At 73.0% G+C, this 20652-nt stretch carries 20 protein-coding genes; 8 read left to right on the top strand and 12 right to left on the bottom strand.

Going from position 1 to position 20652, the window contains the following annotated elements; genetic code table 11:
- Window positions 1-178: 178 nt before the first annotated feature.
- From A6A06_RS27175 to A6A06_RS27150, 6 genes are all read right to left on the bottom strand, one after another.
- Complete coding sequence (locus A6A06_RS27175; protein ID WP_242440956.1) at window positions 179-1498, bottom strand: DUF1996 domain-containing protein; 1320 nt, start codon at window positions 1496-1498, stop codon at window positions 179-181.
- Window positions 1499-1522: 24 nt separating this feature from the next.
- Window positions 1523-2323: a DUF4142 domain-containing protein gene (locus tag A6A06_RS27170; RefSeq protein WP_073764178.1), complete on the bottom strand. Its 801-nt coding sequence runs from the start codon at window positions 2321-2323 to the stop codon at window positions 1523-1525.
- A gap of 291 nt (window positions 2324-2614) precedes the next feature.
- Window positions 2615-3976 (bottom strand): hypothetical protein, encoded by a 1362-nt coding sequence (locus A6A06_RS27165; protein ID WP_073764176.1) that lies wholly within the window; start codon window positions 3974-3976, stop codon window positions 2615-2617.
- A 404-nt stretch (window positions 3977-4380) separates the two neighbouring features.
- On the bottom strand, window positions 4381-5424 hold the full coding sequence (locus A6A06_RS27160; protein ID WP_199931176.1) for a TIGR04222 domain-containing membrane protein: 1044 nt from the start codon (window positions 5422-5424) through the stop codon (window positions 4381-4383).
- Between the two features lie 5 nt (window positions 5425-5429).
- Window positions 5430-6779 (bottom strand): DUF692 domain-containing protein, encoded by a 1350-nt coding sequence (locus A6A06_RS27155; protein WP_073764702.1) that lies wholly within the window; start codon window positions 6777-6779, stop codon window positions 5430-5432.
- A gap of 162 nt (window positions 6780-6941) precedes the next feature.
- On the bottom strand, window positions 6942-7649 hold the full coding sequence (locus tag A6A06_RS27150) for a LysE family translocator (RefSeq protein WP_073764172.1): 708 nt from the start codon (window positions 7647-7649) through the stop codon (window positions 6942-6944).
- 126 nt (window positions 7650-7775) lie between these two features.
- Here A6A06_RS27150 and A6A06_RS27145 point away from each other — a divergent pair, with 126 nt between their 5' ends.
- Entirely contained in the window at window positions 7776-8486 is a 711-nt protein-coding gene (locus tag A6A06_RS27145) for a nuclease-related domain-containing protein (protein ID WP_073764170.1), read from the top strand.
- Window positions 8487-8564: 78 nt separating this feature from the next.
- Here A6A06_RS27145 and A6A06_RS27140 read toward each other — a convergent pair whose 3' ends face one another.
- Window positions 8565-9518 (bottom strand): LysR family transcriptional regulator, encoded by a 954-nt coding sequence (locus A6A06_RS27140; protein WP_073764168.1) that lies wholly within the window; start codon window positions 9516-9518, stop codon window positions 8565-8567.
- A 139-nt stretch (window positions 9519-9657) separates the two neighbouring features.
- On the opposite strand from A6A06_RS27140, the gene A6A06_RS27135 reads away from it, so the two are divergent.
- On the top strand, window positions 9658-10023 hold the full coding sequence (locus A6A06_RS27135; RefSeq protein ID WP_073764166.1) for a darcynin family protein: 366 nt from the start codon (window positions 9658-9660) through the stop codon (window positions 10021-10023).
- Window positions 10024-10131: 108 nt separating this feature from the next.
- On the opposite strand, the gene A6A06_RS27130 is transcribed toward A6A06_RS27135, so the two are convergent.
- Window positions 10132-10905: a peptidyl-tRNA hydrolase gene (locus tag A6A06_RS27130; protein WP_073764700.1), complete on the bottom strand. Its 774-nt coding sequence runs from the start codon at window positions 10903-10905 to the stop codon at window positions 10132-10134.
- Window positions 10906-10991: 86 nt separating this feature from the next.
- On the opposite strand from A6A06_RS27130, the gene A6A06_RS27125 reads away from it, so the two are divergent.
- From A6A06_RS27125 to A6A06_RS27110, 4 genes are all read left to right on the top strand, one after another.
- A complete protein-coding gene (locus tag A6A06_RS27125; RefSeq protein WP_073764164.1) occupies window positions 10992-11669 on the top strand; it encodes an AIM24 family protein in 678 nt (225 codons plus the stop codon).
- A 79-nt stretch (window positions 11670-11748) separates the two neighbouring features.
- Complete coding sequence (locus tag A6A06_RS41140; RefSeq protein ID WP_079194365.1) at window positions 11749-12864, top strand: ATP-binding cassette domain-containing protein; 1116 nt, start codon at window positions 11749-11751, stop codon at window positions 12862-12864.
- Window positions 12861-13529, top strand: coding sequence for an ABC transporter (locus tag A6A06_RS27115; protein WP_073764162.1), 669 nt, complete (start codon window positions 12861-12863; stop codon window positions 13527-13529). Before A6A06_RS41140 ends, A6A06_RS27115 begins: the two co-directional genes overlap by 4 nt.
- Before the next feature lie 53 nt (window positions 13530-13582).
- Window positions 13583-13807: a hypothetical protein gene (locus tag A6A06_RS27110; protein ID WP_073764160.1), complete on the top strand. Its 225-nt coding sequence runs from the start codon at window positions 13583-13585 to the stop codon at window positions 13805-13807.
- A gap of 82 nt (window positions 13808-13889) precedes the next feature.
- On the opposite strand, the gene A6A06_RS27105 is transcribed toward A6A06_RS27110, so the two are convergent.
- Both A6A06_RS27105 and zapE read right to left on the bottom strand, forming a co-directional pair.
- Window positions 13890-15257 (bottom strand): alkaline phosphatase PhoX, encoded by a 1368-nt coding sequence (locus A6A06_RS27105; RefSeq protein ID WP_073764158.1) that lies wholly within the window; start codon window positions 15255-15257, stop codon window positions 13890-13892.
- Between the two features lie 176 nt (window positions 15258-15433).
- Window positions 15434-16552 (bottom strand): cell division protein ZapE, encoded by a 1119-nt coding sequence (zapE, locus tag A6A06_RS27100; protein ID WP_073764156.1) that lies wholly within the window; start codon window positions 16550-16552, stop codon window positions 15434-15436.
- A 404-nt stretch (window positions 16553-16956) separates the two neighbouring features.
- Between zapE and A6A06_RS27095 the strand changes: the two genes are divergently transcribed.
- Window positions 16957-17667, top strand: coding sequence for a pyrimidine reductase family protein (locus tag A6A06_RS27095; RefSeq protein ID WP_073764698.1), 711 nt, complete (start codon window positions 16957-16959; stop codon window positions 17665-17667).
- A 161-nt stretch (window positions 17668-17828) separates the two neighbouring features.
- Window positions 17829-18356: an indole-3-glycerol phosphate synthase gene (locus tag A6A06_RS27090; RefSeq protein ID WP_073764154.1), complete on the top strand. Its 528-nt coding sequence runs from the start codon at window positions 17829-17831 to the stop codon at window positions 18354-18356.
- Here the strand turns inward: A6A06_RS27090 and A6A06_RS27085 are convergent.
- On the bottom strand, window positions 18322-19137 hold the full coding sequence (locus tag A6A06_RS27085; protein ID WP_079194364.1) for an ABC transporter ATP-binding protein: 816 nt from the start codon (window positions 19135-19137) through the stop codon (window positions 18322-18324). The two genes, A6A06_RS27090 and A6A06_RS27085, sit on opposite strands and share 35 nt — an antisense overlap.
- Before the next feature lie 162 nt (window positions 19138-19299).
- On the bottom strand, window positions 19300-20451 hold the full coding sequence (locus A6A06_RS27080) for an ABC transporter permease (protein WP_073764152.1): 1152 nt from the start codon (window positions 20449-20451) through the stop codon (window positions 19300-19302).
- Window positions 20452-20652 lie beyond the last annotated feature (201 nt).

The following is a 20652-nucleotide window of genomic DNA, read 5'->3' as shown; positions in this document are numbered from 1 at the left end:
GAGGCGCCCGGTGCGCGGACAACCGGTGCGCATACAAAAGGGATAGTTGAGGCGCGGGTTGAGCTTGTAAAGCACCGCGCTCCGGTGTCGGGAGCTATGCCCCCAACGAGTGGAGCGCGGTGCGGGCGTCACGGCCGTTCGGCTCGTACAGCCATGCGTGGACGCGGTCCCGTGTTCCTTACTGGCAGCGGCGGCCGGAGTTGATGCACTGCACTGCGCGCGTCATCAGGTCGCGCGGCATGAAGTTGGCGAAGTCGGCGTGGTCGGTCACCGGCTTGCGCAGCTGCTCGGGGAAGCTGTCGAGGGCGAAGGCGCGCGGCCGGGGCTGCACGGCGTAGGTCAGCCGCATCCGGAGCTGCGGCACGGCCTTCGTGCCGGTGGGGCAGCGGCCCGCCCGGTCGGAGAAGAGGAGGTGGGTGCGGTGGTTGGCGCTGTCCTTGTTCGTCCCGTCCCAGCAGCTGGGGAAGTCCAGGAGCCGTACGGCCTGGCTGCCCCCGGGGCACAGTGGGTACTTGTCGGCCAGCCGCCGGTCCTCGAATCCGGTGCAGGTCCACTGCGCACGCGCATTGGCGGTGCCGTTGGTGAACGCCTTCGCGTCGCCGGTGATGGCGCGCAGGCCCTCGGGCATGGCGGCGACCTTGCCCGCAGGGCTGCCGCGGAAGGTCAGCGAGACCGAGCGGGGCGTCAGCACCTGTCCGACGTTCCCGTCCGCGGGGTCCTGGCCGTTGCCGCTGCTCGGGCCGTCCCGGCCGCTGAGGCGGCGCAGTACGGGCCAGAAGTACGCCGACTTGTCGCCGCGGGCGCAGGTGGTGCCGGCCGCGCGCAGCGAGTCGTCGGTGGAGAAGGCGTCCGTGGAGCGGTTGCCGACGTAGTCGTGGAGGTGGTGGGCGCCGTTGGCGACACCCGGAGTGACGATGAAGTTGTCGGGGTTGTTGTGCCGGTCCTCGTTGCGGCCGCAGCTGCTGGTGAAGGTGCCGGTGGACGCGTCGCGGCCGCCCCGCGGGGGCTGCGGGCCGGGGCGTACGGAGCGGATGTCGGTGAAGTCGGCGGCTGCCGGGACGCTTTGGCCGGTGCCGGAGGAATCCCCGGCGCCGCGGGATCCGGTGGGGCCCGCGGGGCCGTCGGGGGTGTCGGCGGGGGTGTCGGCGGGGGTGCCAGGACGCTCGGCGGAACCCGTGGTGGGGGCGGTTGCCGGGGTGGTTGCCGAGGCGTTGTCAGTGGGCTGTGTCACGCTGGGTGACGACGGTGAAGATGACGGATCGACGGGCGGGGAGCCGGACGGGGGAGTGGCGTTGTGAGCCGAGGCGTTTCCGGTCACGGAGGCGAAGGTGCCGGCCGAGCCGAGCACGGCGAGCAGAGCGATCAGCACGAGGTGCTTGGTGCCGAGGCGGCGCCGGTGCCGCGGGCGCTGCGGGGGCGGTGGCGACGGCCGCGGTGGCGGCGAAGGGCGGGGAGGCTGCGGCGGTTTGGGACTGCCGGAGTGCGGATGGTCGGGCATGGGCGATCACTTCTTCCCGTTCTCTCAGGGGTGTTGACGCCGGCCGCCGGGGGGCTCGGTGGATTCCGGGGCCTTGGTGGCGCCGCCGGTGGCGGTGGCGGGTGGCGTCGCGGGCGGAGGCAGCGAATACGTCGGTGACGGAGTGACGGGCACCGGCGGTGTGCCGGGCGCCGCGTCGAGGGACGGCGGCGGGGCCGAGGGGCTCGGCGCCGGTGAGGCGGTGGCCGCGTCCTGGGCGATGGCGTCGAAGTCGACGAAACCGGTGCGCTCCAGCATGGAGATGTGGTCCAGGACCGTGCGGTTGGCGTCGTCGGCCAGACCGCGGACGAGCGAGTTGCGGGTGGTCGCGCGGACCTGCGCGACGACGGTGAAGACCTTGCCGTGCGCCAGCCGCAGGATGTTCGCGAACTTGCGGTCGTACGCGGCCCCGCGGGCGGCGCTCAGCTCCGACAGCCACTGCTGCTGCTGGGCGTTGGGCCGGTCGGGCAGCGCGAGGCCGAGCTGCGCGGCCACCTCGCGTACGTGCCGGTCGAGCGAGGCGTGGCCGTCGACGAGATGGTCGCCCGCCTCCCGTACCGCCGGGACGGTCGCGCGCTGCTGGGCCTGCTGGCCCGCGGGCAGCTCCCACAGGCCCGCCAGCCGTACGCGGTTCACGAAGTCCCGGTCGAGCGCGGACAGCGGGCCGAAGGAGGTGGCGACGGTCTGGGTGTTGACGTCCCCGCCCGCGCCGGGCCGGTCGGCGAACGACCAGATAGGGAAGAGCAGCGCGGCAAGTGTCGCGGCGAGCGCGGCGACGACGAGGCCGGTGCCGGTTACGGATCGCATGGTGCCTCCTGGTGCGGCACCGCACGCTAGTGCGCCCTGCGCTGATCCTGTCGCCCGTTCGGGGAAGCCCCGTCAACACCCATGGCCCGCTGATACGTTGACCGGTTGCCCAGGGGTGTCAGGCGTATCGGAGGCCGTGGCACGGCCCTTCCGAAGTTATGGCGACCGGCTGGAGATCCGGAGCGGTGCCGCGCCGGGTGCGGCACCTGCTCGTCAACCACACCAACCCACACGCCGCGCACCGAGACGGCCCGGCTGGCTGAAGGAGGGTTTTGAAGGGGTGCGGGGGTATTACTCCTCGTCGTTGCGCACGCGGAGGATGACGGTGGTGGACGGTTCGTTGTCGCCCCAGCTCATCTTCAGGAAGACATCCTCTTCCACCTTGCCTGCCAGAACGGCGGGGAAGGCGACCTGGCCGACCGGGTCCGTGGCGATGACGCGCTCACGGCTCCCGTCGGTGAACGTCGCTTCTTCGGAGATGATCCGGCAGGTGAGGGGGATTTCCGGGGTCGGTTCGCCGAGCGCCACGAATTCGGCCACCATGGGCACTTCCGCCACGGCACCCGGGCAGGTTTCCTTCTGCGGCTGTGCCAGCACCTGGGTCTTGCCGGTCGTGGCCCTGGACCCGTCCGGGAGTGGGTATTTGCCGATCGTGTTGGTCTTGCGGTTGGTGTACCAGAGGACCTGGTCCGACGGGTCGACGCAGATTCCGTGGGCCTCGCTGCCCGAGGGCAGTGCGGGGACGGGAAGGGAGCGCAGCGCGGCGTCCTTCTCGAAGCAGTGGATCTGGTCGGTGCCGGCCACCCAGATGTTGCCGTCGGGGCCGAAGGCCAGCTGCCGCGGTTCACCGGTGAGGGTGGGGCTCGACGCCCATGACTTGTTCCTGATGTCGTAGCGCAGGATCTGGTGGGGGTTGCGCGCGCTGATCCACAGGTACGGATCGCGCCGCTCGTCCTCCCGGAGGACACCGGCGATGACGTGGATGGGCACTTGCTCGGCGCCGTTCGGGAGCGGAATCCGCTGCCACGTGTCGTCGTCGGCCGGCGTGTACGTGTACAGGCCGTTGGTCTTTCGCTCCGGCTCGTCGTGCTTCTGGCCGGTGGCCCAGTAGGTGCACTTCGTCCGGGTCGTATCGAGGGTGGCCGCCACCGACCAGAGCCAGGTGTCGAATTCGTCGGTGCCGGTGGGCAGCGGATGGTGGTTCGCGCCGTCTTTGCCGACCTCGACGTAGCCCACACTCGTGTGCGTCGGCTCGGCGAACACCACGTAGCCCTTGGACGCATCCGACGGGCCGGAGCCGGTCTTCACGCGCACGCCGGTGATGGCCTGCGCCCGGGTGCCGTCCTGGAGGCCGTGCTTGTTGATGACCCTTCTCGCTTCGACATCGAACTCATGGATCGGGTCGGAATCCTGCGGTCCCGTCGGCGAGGCGAGCCAGACGACCTTCCGGCCCGTCGGATCCTTGAGAATTCCGGCGGCGAACTCCGGGAGGGCGTCCCTGTGCACGGTCTGGGCGGTCGGATCCCTCCTGCTGATCTGCACCAGGGCGCTGTTGTCGGTGGTCACCGACAGCCAGCCCTGCGGGTCGACCGCGACGGAATGGGGCACCAGGGACCCGCCGGTCTGTTGGATCGGGAATTCCTCAACGGGCATACGCTATTCTCCAAATCCGTTCGATGTGTGGTCGTTCGCATCTCACAGCGCCGCCGTAGGGGAATGAACAACGTCGGGGCAGGCGCCGGTTCGGGGCGTGCGAAATCGATGCTAGCGGCTCCGTACGGACCGCCAACAGGCCGCAAAAGCGGAACTGATTCACTCTTTCGAGATGATTCGCCGCGGCAGGCCGGAATTGTTGCGAACAGTTTTAGGGCACCTGTTCATTTATCGACACCCGGCCGCTGATTCCGTTCAGCGCCGGGCGTCGGCCACGAGGACGTGGAACCGGGCGCGGCCGGTCCGCCCGCGCCCGGCCCACCCGCGCCCGTACACCGGACCCATGTCATTGCACAGAGCTGCACGCCCCTTCGCGGGGACGGTCGCCGCCGGTGTTCCTCGGGTCAGCTGCCGCCGCAGCCGCCACCGCCGCAGGACGAAGAGGAGGAACTGCAGCTCGACCCGGAGCTGCTGCCGCACGACGAACTCCCGCCGCTGCACGACGAACTCCCGCCGCCGCAGGACGAACTGCCGCAGCTCGACCCCGACCCGCCACCGCACGAGGTCCCGCACCAAGAGGTGTGCCAGCCGTCGTCCGGCACGTTCCAACCGCAGGACGCGTTCGACGAACTGCTCGACGCGGTGGAGGAAGTACCGGAATACGCACCGGCGGAGGCTCCCGCCGCCGAGCCCTGCGCCTCGACGAGGTGGTCGCGCAGCACGTCGTCCACCAGCAGCGCGGTGCTGCCGAGGGCCACGATCAGAGCGGCGGACTGGGTCGGGTCGCTCACCAGCCGAGCCGCGTTCGCCGTACGGAACTTCCTGACCGCCGAAACACCGGCCCGGGTGACCCGCCGCCCCAGCACCCTGCGGCACACCCCGCCGACCACGATGCCGACGAAGGCCGCGGGCAGGATCCGGACGACGAAGGGGACGCCCGAACCCCTGCTGTCGATGGCTCCGATGAGGGTGAAGAGGAGGACGAGCAGGAAGCCCGCCGCACAGATGCCGGCCTGCCAGCCGGCCAGTCGGCGCCAGGGGCGGCCGGTGCGCGGGTGCCGCATCTGGCCGCGCTTCGCGAGCCGGTCGCCGATGGCCTGGACCGCGGGAGCCCGCATGACATGGCGGCGCAGGGTGCCCAGCGAGCCGTCCGGGGTCCGCGCCAACGAGTCCAGTACGGCCGTCTCGACCGGGTCGTGCGCCACCGCCTGCCGTACGGACACCACGCCGGGCCCGCCCACGGCGAGCCGGCCGTCCTGGTGCATACCGGCTATCGCCGCGTCCGCCACCCGCGCTGGGCCGCCGGAGAGGAAGGCGACCTCCCAGAGTTCGGGGTCGGGCGGGCCGAAGATCTTGAGCTTGGGCGTCGCCAGGACGACGTGGACGGTACGGACGACGAGCAGCAGCGAAGAGGCGGCGACTGCCAGGGTCACGAAAAGAGCGGGCATCTCGGTCACCTCCGGTGCAGGGCGTGTCGTACGGCGCGGGCCAGGCGGTTCACCGGGCCGCCCGGCGGTTTGGACCCCGCGCGCTCCCGCCACCACTGCGTCAGGCGGCGGCGGGCGTCCGGGTCGGTGGGCCGGCCGTCGGCCAGCAGGTGGACGGCGAAGTCCATGGCGTCCTGGCGGTAGCCGTTGTGCAGCGGCCGGTGGCGCGCGTAGGCGAGGAAGCCGGGCCGGTAGTCCTCGCCGAGGATGTCCGGCAGCTCCGGCGCGATCTTGGCGACGACGGAGGCCCGCTTGGCGGCCAGGGCCCGGCTCTGCACGAGCAGCCGCCGCCGGTCGAAGCCCTCCGGCGCAGGTGTTCCGGCGACCAGCGCGGAGAGCAGCGCGGTCTGCCCGACCGCCAGCCGCTGACGGGCGGCGGTGGTGGGAGTGACCGTGGCGGTGGTGGCTGTTGCGGTGGCGGCTGTTGCGGTGGAGATCGTCGTTGTGGTGGCGGCGGGGCCGCCTCCCGTTCGGCGCGGAGCCGGGACCGGCGGGGCCTCCTTCAGCACGGTGCGGATCGCGTCGAGTTCGGCGGCGAGTTCGCCGGACGCGGGGAAGTCCTCGTCGCGCTCCAGCAGGACGCCGGGCGGGGTGACGCGGGCGCAGAGTGCGGCCAGTACGTCCAGGACGGGCCGGGTCACCGGGTGGGCGTGGGTGTCGTGCCAGACCCCGTCCCGCTCGATCCCGCCCGCCACGTGCACGTACGCGATGGCCTCGACCGGCAGTTCGTCCAGCGCCGTGGCCGGGTCCTCGTTCCGGTTCACATGATTGGTGTGGAGGTTGGCGACGTCGATGAGCAGCCGTACGCCGGTGCGCTCGACGAGTTGGGCGAGGAACTGCCCCTCGGTCATCTCCTCGCCGGGCCAGTTGACCAGCGCCGCGATGTTCTCCACCGCGAGCGGCACGGGCAGCGCGTCCTGCGCGATACGGACGTTCTCGCAGAGCACGTCCAGCGCGTCGCGGGTGCGCGGCACGGGCAGCAGATGCCCCGCCTCCATCGCGGGGGAGGCGGTCAGCGGGCCCCCGGCCCGTACGAACGCGATGTGCTCGGTGACCAGTGGCGCGCGCAGTGCCTCGGCGCGTTCCGCGAGCGCGGCCAGCCTGCCCGGGTCGGGGCGTTCGGCGCCGCCGAGTCCGAGCGAGACGCCGTGGGGCACCACGGTCGTGCCCCGTTCGCGCAGGGCCTGGAGCGCGGGTGGGAGATGACCGGGGCAGATGTTCTCCGCGACGACCTCCACCCAGTCCACGCCGGGCAGTTCCGCTGTCTCGTCGGCGATCTCGGGCCGCCAGCCGATGCCCGTACCGAGATGTTCCATGTTTTCCCCCCGTTCGTGCACCCCCGTGGTGCCGGTACTCATCGCCACGACGGTCCCGGGCCAACCCCGGCGGGCCCGGATTCAGAGCATGATTTGAGCTTGCGACGTGCCGTGCCGGACGGTTGCGCCCGGAGGCCGGGCGCGGGCGGCCCGGCGGGCGGTTCAGCGCGCGGTCTCGACACCGACCGCGGCGCCCAGCGCGAGCAGGACGCCGCCGGTGGCCTGGTCCATGCGCCGGCGGACGCGGGGGCGCTGGAAGAAGGCGCGCGCCCGGTGCACCGCCAGGGCGATCCCGCCGAGCCAGACGAAGCCCAGCGCGACGTGCACGGCGACCAGCAGCAGTGTCGTGGTCACGACCGGCGCGCCGTGCGGGATGAACTGGGGCAGCAGGGACATGTACACGACCCCGACCTTGGGGTTCAGGACATTCGTCAGCAGACCGGTACGGAACGCCTGAAGCGGCGACTGCTGGTCGACAGCGGGGCCGGAGCCGGCCACAGGGGCGTGGCCGGCGGCGGGGTCAGGGAGCGGGGCGCCCGCCGCGGCAGTGGCAGACGCCGCGGCGTCGCGCGCGGCCTTCGAGGAGCGGCGGGCGCTGCGCAGCGCCTGGAAGCCCAGCCACATCAGATACAGCGCACCGGCCACGCGCAGCGCGTCGTACGCCGTCTGCGACGCCGACAGCATGGCGGTCAGCCCGGCCGCTCCGGCCAGTCCCCACACGACGCAGCCCGCGGCTATGCCGAGCGCGGAGCACAGCGCCGACCGCCGCCCCGAACCGAGGGACGTCCGCAGCACGACGGCGAAGTCGGGGCCCGGCGAAACGGTCAGCAGGACGGCCACCGCGGTGAAACCCAGGAGAGAGGAGAGCACAGGACGTAACCGTACGTCGTCCCCCGGCCAACCCTTCCCGGTGCCCCCGGTATGCCCGCGCACCGCTGCGTACCTCTTGCCCAGGGGCCGGGCGCCTGCTCCCATGGCCATCGGGGGGTGATGGGTATGAGCGACATCCGTCCTGAGCCCGGAGCGGAGGAGGGCAAGCAGGAGACGCGGTACGCGAGTGACCCGGACCGGCTGTTCCTGCCGCCGGACGACGACCTCGCCCCGAACCGTCCCGGGGAGGCCCTGCGGGTCCGCCTCGCCGAGCAGCCGCGCTCCAGAGCGGCCTTGTGGTGCGCCCGCCTGCTCGGCCGGCGCCCGCCCGAGGACGCCTGGCACCGGCAGCTCCTCGGCGAGCAGGCCGTCGGCACGGCCCTGGACCAGCTGACGGCGGGCGGCTGGCACGTGATCCACTCCGTCCCCGTGCCGCCCGCAGCGGCCATCGGCCATCTGCTCATCGGGCCCGGCGGCGTGCTGTGCGTCGCCACCCATCACGTCCGCGGGGCCCGGGTGCGGGTCGCGGAGGAGGCCGTGGCCATCAGCCGCGGGCACCAGTCACGGCCGTACGTCCGCGAGATCAGGCAGGACGCCCGGCGCGCGTCCTATGTCCTGACCCGCGGCTGCCGGTTCCGCGTCGAGGTGCGGCCGGCGCTGGCGTTCGTCGGCGCGGTGGACGTGGAGCTGGACGCGGCACTGCGGGACGACGTACGGGTGATCCGGGACGAACGCGAGGTGCCCCTGCTCGGACGGCTCGGCGGGGTCCTCGCCCCCGACCGTGTCGAACGCGTCTACACGGTCGCCCGCAACCGCCGTACCTGGCTGCGGGCCTGAGGGGGCGGGCCAGGGAGGGAGCCCGCAGTCCTCGGCGCGCGCTGCTCCCGGCGCACGCTGCCCTCGGCGCGCGCCGCGTCAGGTGGCCGGGCTCCCGGCAGCCCGCAAGGTGCGGCGGACGGCGTCGCGCAGCCAGTGGTGGGCTCCGTCAGCAGCGTGGCGTGGGTGCCAGGCCATGCCGAGGGTCATCGGCGGCAGCGGCAGGGGAATGTCCAGGAGGTGCAGGCCGAAGGTGGTGGCGGCATCGGTGAGGGGTGAGGGGGCGGCGCCGGGGAGCGCGGCGGGGATGAGGCAGACGACGTCGCTGCGCGCGGCGAGGGCCATCGCGGCCAGGTGGCTGGGAAGGACGACGGTGACCCGCCGGTGGAGGTCCAGCTCGGCCAGGGCGGTGTCCAGCGGGCCGGTGAACCGGCCGCGGCGGCTGACCACGACGTGTTCGGCGGCGGCGAGCCGGGCCGGCGTCAGCGTTCTGCCGGTGAGGGGGTGGTCGGGCCGGACGGCCGCCACCATCCGGAGGGCGAGCAGTTCCTCGACCCGGGTTTCGGGGTCGACGTGGTCGATGGATCCGACCTCCAGGTCGATCCGGCCGTCCCGGAGGGCCGGTCCGGCCTCCAGGTCTTCGGCCCGGAACCGCAGCGAAACCCCGGGCGCCTCCTGCCCGGCCAGTTGCAGCAGTCCGGGCGCCAGCGCCGCGCCGACCAGGTCGGCGGCCTGAAGGGTGAAGGTGCTGTGCAGGGCGGCGGGGTCGACACCGGCGCCGGGAGAGAGCAGCGCTCCGAGGCGGCGCACCACGGTGGCGGCTTCGTCGCGCAGGGCCTGGGCGCGCGGGGTGGGGACCATGGTCTGTCCGGCCCGGACCAGAAGGGGGTCCTGGAGGACGCGGCGGAGGCGGCCGAGCGTGCGGCTCATGGCGGCGGGGGAGGTGTGCAGGCGGGCGGCGGCGCGGGTGACGCTCTGCTCTGCCAGCAGAGCGTCCAACGCGACGGCGAGATGGGCGTCGATGACCGGCTCTGGACTGTTCACCAGCGTGATTCCATTTCAGGCAATGATCCGTTGCTGAAGTTCCCATTGTGGCAACACCGTGCTTCTCCCCAGGATGGAGCCGTACCGGTCCGGTACGTCCCACGGGTCTTCACGATCCTCTTCACCTGCCACTTCGGAGGCACTCATCATGTCCGCTGAGGAAACCGCGCCGCCCGTCACCGCCTTCATGCTCATCAAGACCACGCCCGAGTGGCTCTCCATGACTCCCCACGAGCGGGTGAGCGCCATGGACCTGGAGGTCATGTCGGTGGTCAAGGCCAAGACCACCGGCATCCGGTCGCGTTTCTACGACACGGAGTTCTACTCCACGCGCGTCACCGACGTCTGGGTCTGGGAAGCCGACGACCACAACGCCTACCAGCTCCTCATCGACGCGCTGCGCGAAACCCCGTTCTGGGACCGCTACTTCGAGATCGTCGACATCCTCGTCGGCGCCGAGAACGGCTACGCCCGCACCTACAACGTCGACGCCGTCACCACCGTCAGCACCTGATACACCGCCCGGCCCACGTGAACCCCGCTGCCCTCCCGCCCCACACGGCCGGAGGGCTTCGGCCTGCGCGCCCCCGCCTCAGGCGCCCCCGCCTCAGGTGCCCCCGCCTCAGGCGTCCGCACCCGCTCCGAGCCGGGCGCGCAGCGCCGGGTGGTCGGAGACGACCGTGCACGAATTCGGAGCGATCTCCGTGAACCCGGCGTCCCGCACCACGGGCAGACCGCCGTGCGTCAGTCCGGTCCACCGGCGGGCCGGCGCGTTCCGTACCGACAGGGGGAAGCCGGCCTCGCGCCAGGCCGTGCGCTCGGCCTCGGACAGGTCCCACCACGCCAGGTGCGCGCCGTGCCCGGCCTGGGCCATCGACTTGCCCGCCGACATGTCCAGTTCGGGATTGAGCCACAGCACCGGGGTGCCCGCGGCGGGGGCGGGGGGCTCGTGCGGATCGTCGAGGTCGGTGCCGGAGACCTGGAGGCGGGCCAGGTCCTTGGGCCAGCCGTCCAGCGGGACCGGCGGGAAGACGCGGACCTCCGCGCTGCCGCCGTGCACCGTGATCCCCGGCAGCGCCTCGGCGCGCCGCCACTCCGCGCCGCGGGCCCGGCGCACGACCTTGCGGATACGGGCGTCCTGCCAGTCGCGTACGGCCGCCGCCCACTCGCCGTCGCCCGCCGACCGCTCGTCCGCGAGCAGGGTCAGCACGGCCCGCGCCGCGGTCTCCAGCGCGTCCGTGCGGGCGGGCGGTTCGGCCCGCTCGATCCGTACGACGAGGGGGAGGACGTACTGCGGGGCGGCGTCGCGGCCGGTCTCCGCGGAAGGTGTCGCGGCGGCCGCGGCCGCCGCGGCGTCGGTCGGGTCGCCGGTCCCGGCGAGGTCGGTGCTGGTCACGCGGTCCAGTGTGCCAGCCGTCCGGAACGCCGCTGCCCTGGCCACCACCTTGGCGGAGCGAACCATTCCGGGTGATTATCCTCCCTATGCACAGCGACCTCTTCGCCTCCGAGAACGTGGTCACGCCGGCCTCCGTGCCCGGCATGACCCTGCAGAACGCCAAGTCGATCAAGTACGCCGTGGACGGCGAGTGCCTCGCCCGCCAGGGCTCGATGGTCGCCTACCGCGGCGACCTGCAGTTCGAGAAGCAGGGGCAGGGCGTCGGCAAGTTCCTCAAGCGGGCCGTCACCGGTGAGGGCCTGGCCCTGATGGCCGTGCGCGGCCGCGGCGAGGTCTGGTTCGCGCACGAGGCCGCCAACTGCTTCATCGTCGACCTCGCCCCCGGCGACGGCATCACGATCAACGGCCGCAACGTGCTGTGCTTCGACCCGTCCCTGTCCTACGAGATCTCCACCGTCAAGGGCGCGGGGATGACCGGCGGCGGCCTGTTCAACTCCGTCTTCAGCGGCCAGGGGCGGCTGGGCGTGGTGTGCGAGGGCAACCCCCTCGTCATCCCCGTGTCGCCGCAGGCCCCGGTCTTCGTCGACACCGACGCCGTGGTCGGGTGGACCGCTTCGCTGAAGACCTCGCTGCACCGTTCGCAGAGCCTCGGCTCGATGCTGCGCGGCGGCTCCGGCGAGGCCGTGCAACTGCGGCTGGACGGCGAGGGCTTCGTGATCGTACGGCCCAGCGAGCTGCGTCCCGAGCGGGCGACCGGGAACTGACGGCTACCGGGGCGACAGCAGGGGCAGTAGGGACAGCAGGGCCAGCAGGAACAACGGGGACGACCAGGGCGGGGAGCCGATGAGACTGGACGGGGTCGGGCGGCGCTACGGAGCGCGTGGCCCGTGGGTGCTGCGGAACGTCGACCTCGACCTGCCGGGGCGGTCGCTGGTGCGGGTCGAAGGCCGCAACGGCAGCGGCAAGTCGACGCTGCTGCGGCTCCTGGCCGGGATCGACGCCCCGAGCAAGGGCCGGATCACCGGGCGCCCGCGCAGCGCGTACGTACCCGAACGCTTCCCGGCCGCCCTCCCGTTCACCGCCGTCGGCTACCTCACCCACCTCGGACGGGTCCACGGCCTGCGCGGCCCCGAGGCGGCCCGCCGCGCCACGGACTGGCTCGAACGGTTCGGCGCCGGCGGTCACGCCCGTACGCCGCTCGACGAGCTGTCCAAGGGCACCAGCCAGAAGGTCGCGGTGACCCAGGCCCTGCTCGCCGAACCGGAGCTGCTCGTCCTCGACGAGGCATGGACGGGGCTGGACCCCGCGGCTCGCGACGTTCTCGACCTCGTCGTGGCCGAGCGCGTCGCGGCGGGCGGCACGGTCGTCTTCGTCGACCACGACCCGCGCCGGCTGGCGGGCGCGGCCGACGCGCGGTACCGCGTCACGGGCGACCGCCTGGACCGGCTCCCGGCCGGGCCGGAGGCGGAGACGGGCCCGGCGGGGGACGGGGGCGGTGCGGCGCCGTCCGGCCCCCGGGTGGTGGTCGAGGCAGAGCTTCCCGGCGAGGCGGGACACCTTGCCGCGCCTGACCGCGTCGGACTGCCGCCCGGCCTCGCCGGACTGCCGCCCGGCCTCGCCGGACTGCCGCCCGGCCTCGCCGGACTGCCATCCGATCTCGCCGGACTGCCGGGCAGGCCGCACATCGCCCCGGGCCCGGACGGTACGACGGCCCGGCTGACCGTTGCCGCCGCCCACTCCGACGCGCTGCTGCGCGCCCTGCTCGCGGTGAGTCCGCCCTGGCACATCCGCGCGGTCACTCCGGTACCACCAGCACCGCCGACAACGCTGCCCGCACCGCCCGCACCGCCCGCACCGCCCGCACCGCCCGCACCGCCCGCACCGCCCGCACCGCCCGCACCGCCCTCACCGGCCGGGCCTGCCGCCGGTCCGGCCCCCGACGAAATCCGGTATCCGTGATTCCGCTCCTGCGCTATCAGTCCGCCCTGCTGCTGCGGTCGCACCGCTGGCTGCCCCCGGCCCTCCTCTACGCCGCCCTCCTCGCCGTGGGCGTGCAGTCCGGCGGGCCGATCCTCGACTCGTACGGTGTCGCCGCGTTCGGGCTGCTGCCGCTCGCCGCATGGCTGTGCCGGATCTGCGTCACGAGCGAGCCGCCTGCCGCGCGCTTCTGCACGGCGGCGGCAGCCGGCCCCGGCAAGGCGCACCTCGCCAGTGTGCTGACGGGGTGCCTGTCGGCGGCGTTCCTGGCCCTCGTCGGTACGGCGTACGTCTCGCTCGTCGCCGACCCGCACGCCTCCGACCACCGGACCGCCGTCCCCGTGCTCGCCGCCGCCTGCGCCGGGCTGCTGGCCGCGCTGGTCTGCGTCCTGCTCGGCACCGCCGTCGGGGCGCTCTGCAACTGGCCGGTGCTGCGCCGCACCGGCTGGTCGGTCCTGTCCGGTCTGCTCGCCGCGCTCCTGCTGCTGGTCGCGGGTGCCTCTCCGGCGAACGCCGCCGTCTCCGGCCTGGTCACCGGCTCCGCCCACGGAACGATCACCCTGCCCTGGCTGCCCCTGCTCGCCGGCCTGCTGATCGCGGCCGCGGCCACGGCCCTGGCCTGCCGCCTCAGCTCCCGCCGCAGCTGACGGGCCCGGGGCACGGACGTCCGTGCCCCGCACCCGCGCGTAAAATCGGCCGTATGCCGGGCACCGACGAAGACGACGAGAAGCGGACGGACCGCGAAGAGCAGATGGACCGCGAAGAGCAGACGGACCGTACGGACGACGACGGGACGGGCGGTCCGCCCTTCGCGGACTGTGTGCACTGCGGAAAGCCCACCGAATACCCCGCCGACCGGCCCGGTGCGCTGCTGTGTCCGCACTGCGAGTGGCTGGAGGCCCAGCGTTCGGCCTGCTCCGGCTAGTCCGCCCTGCTCCGGCTAGTTCGCCCTGCTCAGGACGGGGATGTCGCCCTGCTCAGGACGGGGGTTCGGCGGCCGCTCCGGATCAGTCCTCCCAGGGGCCGGTGACCGCGAACGTCGTGCCGGGCGTGTAGCAGTTGACGTACATCGTGCGGTGGTCGGGGGAGAAGGTGACCCCCGCGAATTCCCCCCACTCCGGCTTCTCCGGCGTGCCGATGTTCTGCCGGCCGCGTGCCACCGGGTAGACCGCGCCGCGCCGGGTGAGGCCGATGACGTGCTGGGCCCCGTCGCCGTCCTCGCACACCATGAGGCCGCCGCCGGGGGCCAGGCAGATGTTGTCGGGGGACTCGCCCGGCAGCTGTACGTCGGTGTCCGGGCCGAAGACGACCACGAGCGTCAGGCGGCGCGCGGCCGGTTCGTACCGCCACACCTGGCCGTAGTGGTCCGCGGCCGAACCGTCCGCGCTCCGCGCGAAGCTGGACACGAAGTAGACGCTGGAGCCGCCCCAGTAGCAGCCCTCCAGTTTCTGCGCGTGCGTGATGCCGCGCGGCCCGAAGTCCTGGAAGCGGAGGGGAGTCTGCCGTGCGAGCGGGTCGGGGACGTCCACCCATTCCACGTGGCGGAAGCAGGTACCGGTCTCCTGGACGGTGGAGAGGTCCTTGACGTCCGGTACGCGCAGCGCCTGGAGCCGTCCGCCGGCCCGCAGGGAGCCCCGGCCGCCCAGCGGCTCGGCGGGCCGGAAGCGGTAGAAGAGGCCGAAGGGCTTGTCGAAGGCGTCCTCGGTCTCGTAGACCGTGCCGCTCTCCGGGTCGACGGCGATGGCCTCGTGCTGGAAGCGGCCCATGGCGGTCAGCGGTACGGCGCCGGTGCGGCGCGGATCGTACGGGTCGACCTCGAAGATGAAGCCGTGGTCCTTGGTGTACCCGCCCTCGCCCGCGCGCAGTTCGGTCTCCTCGCAGGTGAGCCAGGTGTGCCACGGGGTGGGCCCGCCCGCGCAGTTGGTGGAGGTGCCGGCGATGGCGACGCGTTCGGACAGGACCCGGTGGTGCCGGTCCACCTCCAGCGCCGTACAGCCGCCCTCGCCCGCCGGGTCGTAGGTCAGACCGTCGACGGTGGGCACGGGGACGCGCGACTTGCTGCGGTTCTCGTGGTTGCGTACGAGGTGGACGCGGCCGTGCCGGCCGGGGAAGGCCGCCATGCCGTCGTGGTTGCTCGGTATTCGGCCTTCGCCGGAGGGCAGCGCGGCGCCCTCGCGGGACAGGACCCGGTACCGGAATCCCCTGGGCAGGTCGAGCAGACCGGCCGGGTCCGGTATCAGCGGGCCGTAGCCGTGCCGGCCGGCGCTCCGTGCGGTGGCGGTTCCGGCGAAGATCGCGGGAATGCTGCCGGTGAAGGCGATCGATGCGCCCAGCGCACCGGTTCTCGCCAACACCTGACGACGTGTCGCGGACATGGGCAACTCCCTGCTGGCGGACAGGTGATGTGACCCGCATGTGTGTACCACGCACGTCGGCCGCCGGGAACCGGCCGCGCGCGGGTCGAAATCCCGCCGCGCGGCCGGGAGTTGCCCTCGGAGCCGACGCTACGCCGCTGCCCGCGCGGCCCTGCGCCACCGCCCCTGCTGCCGTGCTACGCCTCCACTAGCGGCTTGGCGTCGCGGGCCAGCGCGGTGAGCCGGGAGATGGCGCGGAAGTACTTCTTCCGGTAGCCGCCGTTGAGCATGTCCTCGCTGAACAGCGCGTCGAACGGCTTGCCGGCGGCCACCACCGGCACCTCGCGGTCGTAGAGCCGGTCCGCCAGGACGACCAGGCGCAGCGCGGTGGACTGGTCCGGCACCGCCTGCACGTCGGTCAGGCAGACGGCGGTGATGCCGTCGCACATCGCGCCGTACCGGCTGGGGTGCACCTTCGAGAGGTGGTCCAGCAGGGCCGGGAAGTCGTCGAGGGAGGCGCCGGGGGTGCGGTGGGCGACGCGGGTGACGGTCGCGTCGTCGAACGGCGGCGGGGCGTCGGGCAGTCCGCGGTGGCGGTAGTCCTCGCCGTCGATGCGCAGCGGCCGGAAGTGGGCGCTCAGGCCCTGGATCTCGCGCAGGAAGTCCGCCGCGGCGAAGCGGCCCTCGCCCAGCTTGCCGGGCAGCGTGTTGGAGGTGGCGGCGAGGGCGACGCCCGCCTCGACCAGCCTGCTGAGCAGGCTGGAGACGAGCACGGTGTCACCCGGGTCGTCCAGTTCGAACTCGTCGATGCACAGCAGGCGGTGGCCGCCGAGCGTCTGCACGGTCTGCTGGAAACCGAGCGCGCCGACCAGGTTCGTCAGCTCCACGAAGGTGCCGAACGCCTTGAGCGCGGGCTCGGCGGGGGTGGCGTGCCAGAGGGAGGCCAGCAGGTGCGTCTTGCCGACGCCGTATCCGCCGTCCAGGTAGACGCCGCGGGGACCCGCGGGGGCCGCCGCCTTCTTGGCGCTCCGGCCGAACCAGCGCCGCTTGCCGCCGGCCGGGTCCGCACCGCCGCCGATGCCCGCGGCGAAACCGCTCAGGACCTCCACGGCCGCGGCCTGGCTGGGCTGGTTCGGGTCCGGGATGTACGTCTCGAAGCGCGCGCTCTGGAAGCGCGGCGGCGGGACCATCTCCGCCACCAGACGGTCGGCCGGAACGTGCGGTGCGCGCTCGGTGAGCGCGGCGGGGGCCGCCCCGTCGGCCGGCGGGCCGGCTATGGGGGAGGGCTGGGATGACGAGGGCTGGGAAGGCGACACAGCCGTCCAGCCTAGTCGCTGTGCGGGAGGACTCCGCCGGGTGAGCGAGGCATGTCACACTGCCGCCTATGCGACGCCTGTTTCCCCTTCCCGCCCCGCACGTACGGCCCGGCGATTTCTCCGGCGCTCCGGACGACGAGAATTCCGCCGCGGTCGCGTCCGCCCTCGCGGCGGAACCGGGAGCCATCGCCGGAACCGCGACGGGAACCGACGCCGGAGCCGTTTCCGGTGCCGCGGATTCCGGTCCGGCCGGTCCGGTCGATTCCGGTCCGGCGGGCCCGGCCGATTCCCGTGCGGGCGGTGCCGCGGATTCCCGTACGGCAGGACGGGCCGATTCCCGTACGGCCGGTGCAGGAGATTCCGCTACGGCGGGCGCCGCCGATTTCACCGACCGCCGGTGGAGCCTGGACGAACTGGCCGACGCCTACGCGTACCCCCGTCTCGACCGGGGAGCGGGCTGGCTCCGCGCGAACATGGTCTCCTCGCTGGACGGCGCGGCCCACCACGAGGGCCGCTCGCAGCCGCTCTCCGGTGACGCGGACATGAGGATCTTCGGTGTGCTGCGCGGCCTGGCGGACGCGGTGGTGGTGGGCGCCGAGACCGTACGCAAGGAGGGCTACCGCCCGGCCCGTGCCCGCGAGGCGTTCGCCGCCCGCCGGGCCGCCGCCGGACAGGCCCCCGCCCCCGTCGTCGCGGTGGTCACCGCCAGCCTGGACCTGGACTTCTCGCAGCCGCTGTTCACCGAGCCGCTGGTACCGACGGTCGTGGTGACCGGGGCCGGGGCCGACGAGGATCGGGTGCGTACCGCGCGCAAGGCCGGTGCCGAGGTCGTCTTCGCAGGTGAGGGCGCTGCCGTCGACCCGTCGCGGGTCGTCGGGGCGCTCGCCGGGCGGGGGCTGACCCGGCTGCTGACGGAGGGCGGGCCCCGGCTCCTGGGTCAGTTCGCGGGAAGCGGGGCACTCGACGAGCTGTGCCTCTCGCTGGCACCGCTGGTGGTCGCCGGTGACGCGTCGCGCATCATGAACGCGCCGGTGACGACCGTTCCGGAAACATTCGTACTCGCGTCCGTACTGGAGGAGGCCGGCTTCCTGTTCACCCGCTACCGTCGGTCCTGAACAAAAGGCGGAATTATTCGTTCCGCTTAGCTTCCGCTGGGCACACTAAAGGCCAACAGGTCCCGTGTGGCGACGGGGCAGGATGGTTTCTGTCGGTTCGCTTCCCAGACGGGCCGCGAGAGATGAGAAGAAGGGCGTCCGCCGTGTTCACGAGCGTATTGATGATCGAGAAGCCCCTGACGCCCGCCGATGTGGAGTTCGTCACCACGCTGCACGGCGACGACCAGGTCTCCTTCGTCGTCCTCATGCAGCCGCGCGGCAATCAGGACCGCCTGCTCAGGGCCATCGACGACGTCGCGCTGGGCGAGTTCGAGGACGCCGTACGGGAAGGTGACGAGCCGGAGGGCGGGCAGGCCGAGCCGCCCGCGGAGCGCGCCCTGTCCTACACCCTGCACGCCTTGCGGGACGCGGGCGCCGAGGCGATCGGGCAGGTCGTCGAGGACCACCCGCTGGACCTGCTGCGGTCGGTCGTCGACGAGACCGGCGCCGACGAGGTGATCGTGCTGACCGCCCCGCACTTCGTCGAGGAGTTCTTCCACCGCGACTGGGCCTCCCGCGCCCGGCACAAGGTCGGCGTGCCCGTGCTCAAGCTCTTCTCGCACGCGGCCGACGACCCGGCCCAGGACGTGGCGCACAACCCGGCCCAGGGCCCGGCTAGCGGCCCGGGAGGGGACTCCGCCGGGAGCTGAGCCGCCCGTCCAGCACCTCCACGACCGCGTCCACCGCGTCCAGGTGGGCGCGGTCGTGCGTGACCAGGACCGTCGCGGTGGCGCGCCGGTGCGTGAGCGTGGTCAGCAGGTCCAGGACCGCGGCCCCGCGCTCGTGGTCCAGCGCGCTGGTCGGCTCGTCGACCAGCAGGACGGCCGGATCGTTCATCAGCGCCCTGGCGATGTTGACGCGCTGCCGCTGGCCGCCCGAGAGCTGGTGCGGGCGGCGCGCCGCCTGGTCGGCCAGGCCGACCGCGTCCAGCAGTTCCAGGGCCCGCGGCCGGGCCGCGCGCGGCGCACGGCCGTCCAGGTGCGCCATCACCTGCAACTGCTCGGCGGCCGTCAGGGACGGCAGCAGGTTGGGCTGCTGGAAGACCGTGCCGACCTTGGTGCGGCGCAGCGCGGTCAGCTCGGCGCGGCTCATGCCGGTGGTGTCCGTACCGTCGACCAGCACCCGGCCGCTGTCCGGGGTGATCAAGGTCGCGGCCACCGCCAGCAGACTCGACTTGCCGGAGCCGGAGGGGCCGACCACGGCGGTCACGGAACCCGGCGGCACGGCCAGGCTCACGTCGTCGAGGGCGGTGAGGCGCCCGGCGCCGTCCGGATAGGTGAGGGTGACGCCGGTGAGGTCGAGTCCGGCGGGAGGCGGGGTGGGGGAGTCGGGCGGAGTTCCGGGGATCGTGCGGGGCCGTGTGGGGTTCTGTGTGGGGTTCTGTGTGAGGTTCCGTGTGGGGTTCTGTTTACGTGCGGGATGCGCATTCATGGAATCCGTCGCTGGGTAGAGGGAACGGGGAGAATTTCGTGCGGTCATTCGCGCGCTGTGTGAGCGCTGAACCGGGTGCCGGACGGGCGCGGCCTTTTGGATCTGCCGGGCGGATACGGGAGCCGTACGGGACCGGAACCGGAATTCAATTGCCTCCGGAATTCACCGTGCGCTCCCCAGCGCCGTCAGCGGATCGACGGCGGTGATGCGGCGGATGGACAGCGCCGCGCCGACGGCGCCCAGCGCGATCATGACCAGGGCCGGGACCAGCACCGTCGCCGGGTCCAGGACGAACGGCACGGTGCCGCCGACGGCCGCGCCGACCGACGCCGCGAGCGCGGTGCCCACGCCCGTACCGATCACCAGCAGCACCACCGCCTGGCCGAGCGCGTCGCGCAGCAGGTAGCCGGTCGGGGCGCCGAGTGCCTTGAGCACGGCGACGTCACCGCTGCGCTGGATCGTCCAGACCGTGAAGAACGCGCCGATGACCAGCGCCGATATGGCGAACAGGAAGCCGCGCATCAGCTGGAGCGAGCCGTTCTCCGCGGTGTACGAGCCGATGGCGTTCAGCGCCTCGCCGGTCGTGACGGTACGGGTGCCCAGCTGCCGGTCGGCGGCGGCCAGTCCGGCATCCGACGAGGTGGTGAGGGCGACGACCGTGGCCGTCCGTGCCCGGGAGGCTCCGGAACCACCGCTACGGGGACCAGCGTTTCCGGAATCGGCTGCTCCGGAGGCCGTGCCCCCCGACACCGCCGCCCAGTCGTCCAGCGACGTCCAGACCACCGGCGTATGGCTGTACATCGCCTCGCCCGCGACCCCCGCTGCCGTCAGCGTCCGCCCGTTCAGCGTGAACCTGCCTCCGGCCCGTACACCCAGCTCGTCCGCGGCCTTCGCGGACAGCACCGCCGAGCCGTCCGCGATCCGCCCGGCCGCGGGCGCCAGATGCGAACCGGGCCGTACCCCGAAGGCGGACAGCGCGGCGGTCCGCTCTTCCGCGCCACCGCCCGCCGAGGCCCTGGCCGTGCCGATCCCCAGCGGCTCCGCCGACTCGACGCCCGGCACGCGGGCCCAGGACTCCCAGGTCCGCTGCCCGACGCGTGAGTCGGTGAACGAGACGCCGGCACCGCCGTCGGCGGGGGCGGTGAAGGCGAGGCGGTCGGCGGGCAGCGAGGTGATGGCCGAGGTGTTCTCCCGGCCCAGGCCCGCCGTCAGGCCGGACAGCAGCCCCACCAGCACCGTGATCAGCACGATGACGGTGCCCATCAGGGCGAACCGGCCCTTGGCGAATCTCAGGTCTCTCCAGGCGACGAACACGGGGTCCCGGCCATCCTTCCGACAGGCGCCGGGCCCGGTGCCCGGCTGCTGGTCCCCACCGTCGCCGGGGAAGCGGGCTCCCGGCATCGCGCCCCGGAGTGGTTCGCCCGGATCGAAAGGCCGGGTCCGCCCTCCACCTTTGGCAGGTCCGCCCTCCACCTTTTGATTGATGCCGGTACGGGTCCGGGCGCCTAGCCTGGA

Source organism: Streptomyces sp. CB02923, from assembly GCF_001905005.1.
Classification (GTDB): Bacteria; Actinomycetota; Actinomycetes; order Streptomycetales; family Streptomycetaceae; genus Streptomyces.
This window is presented reverse-complemented; position numbering and strand designations above follow the sequence as displayed.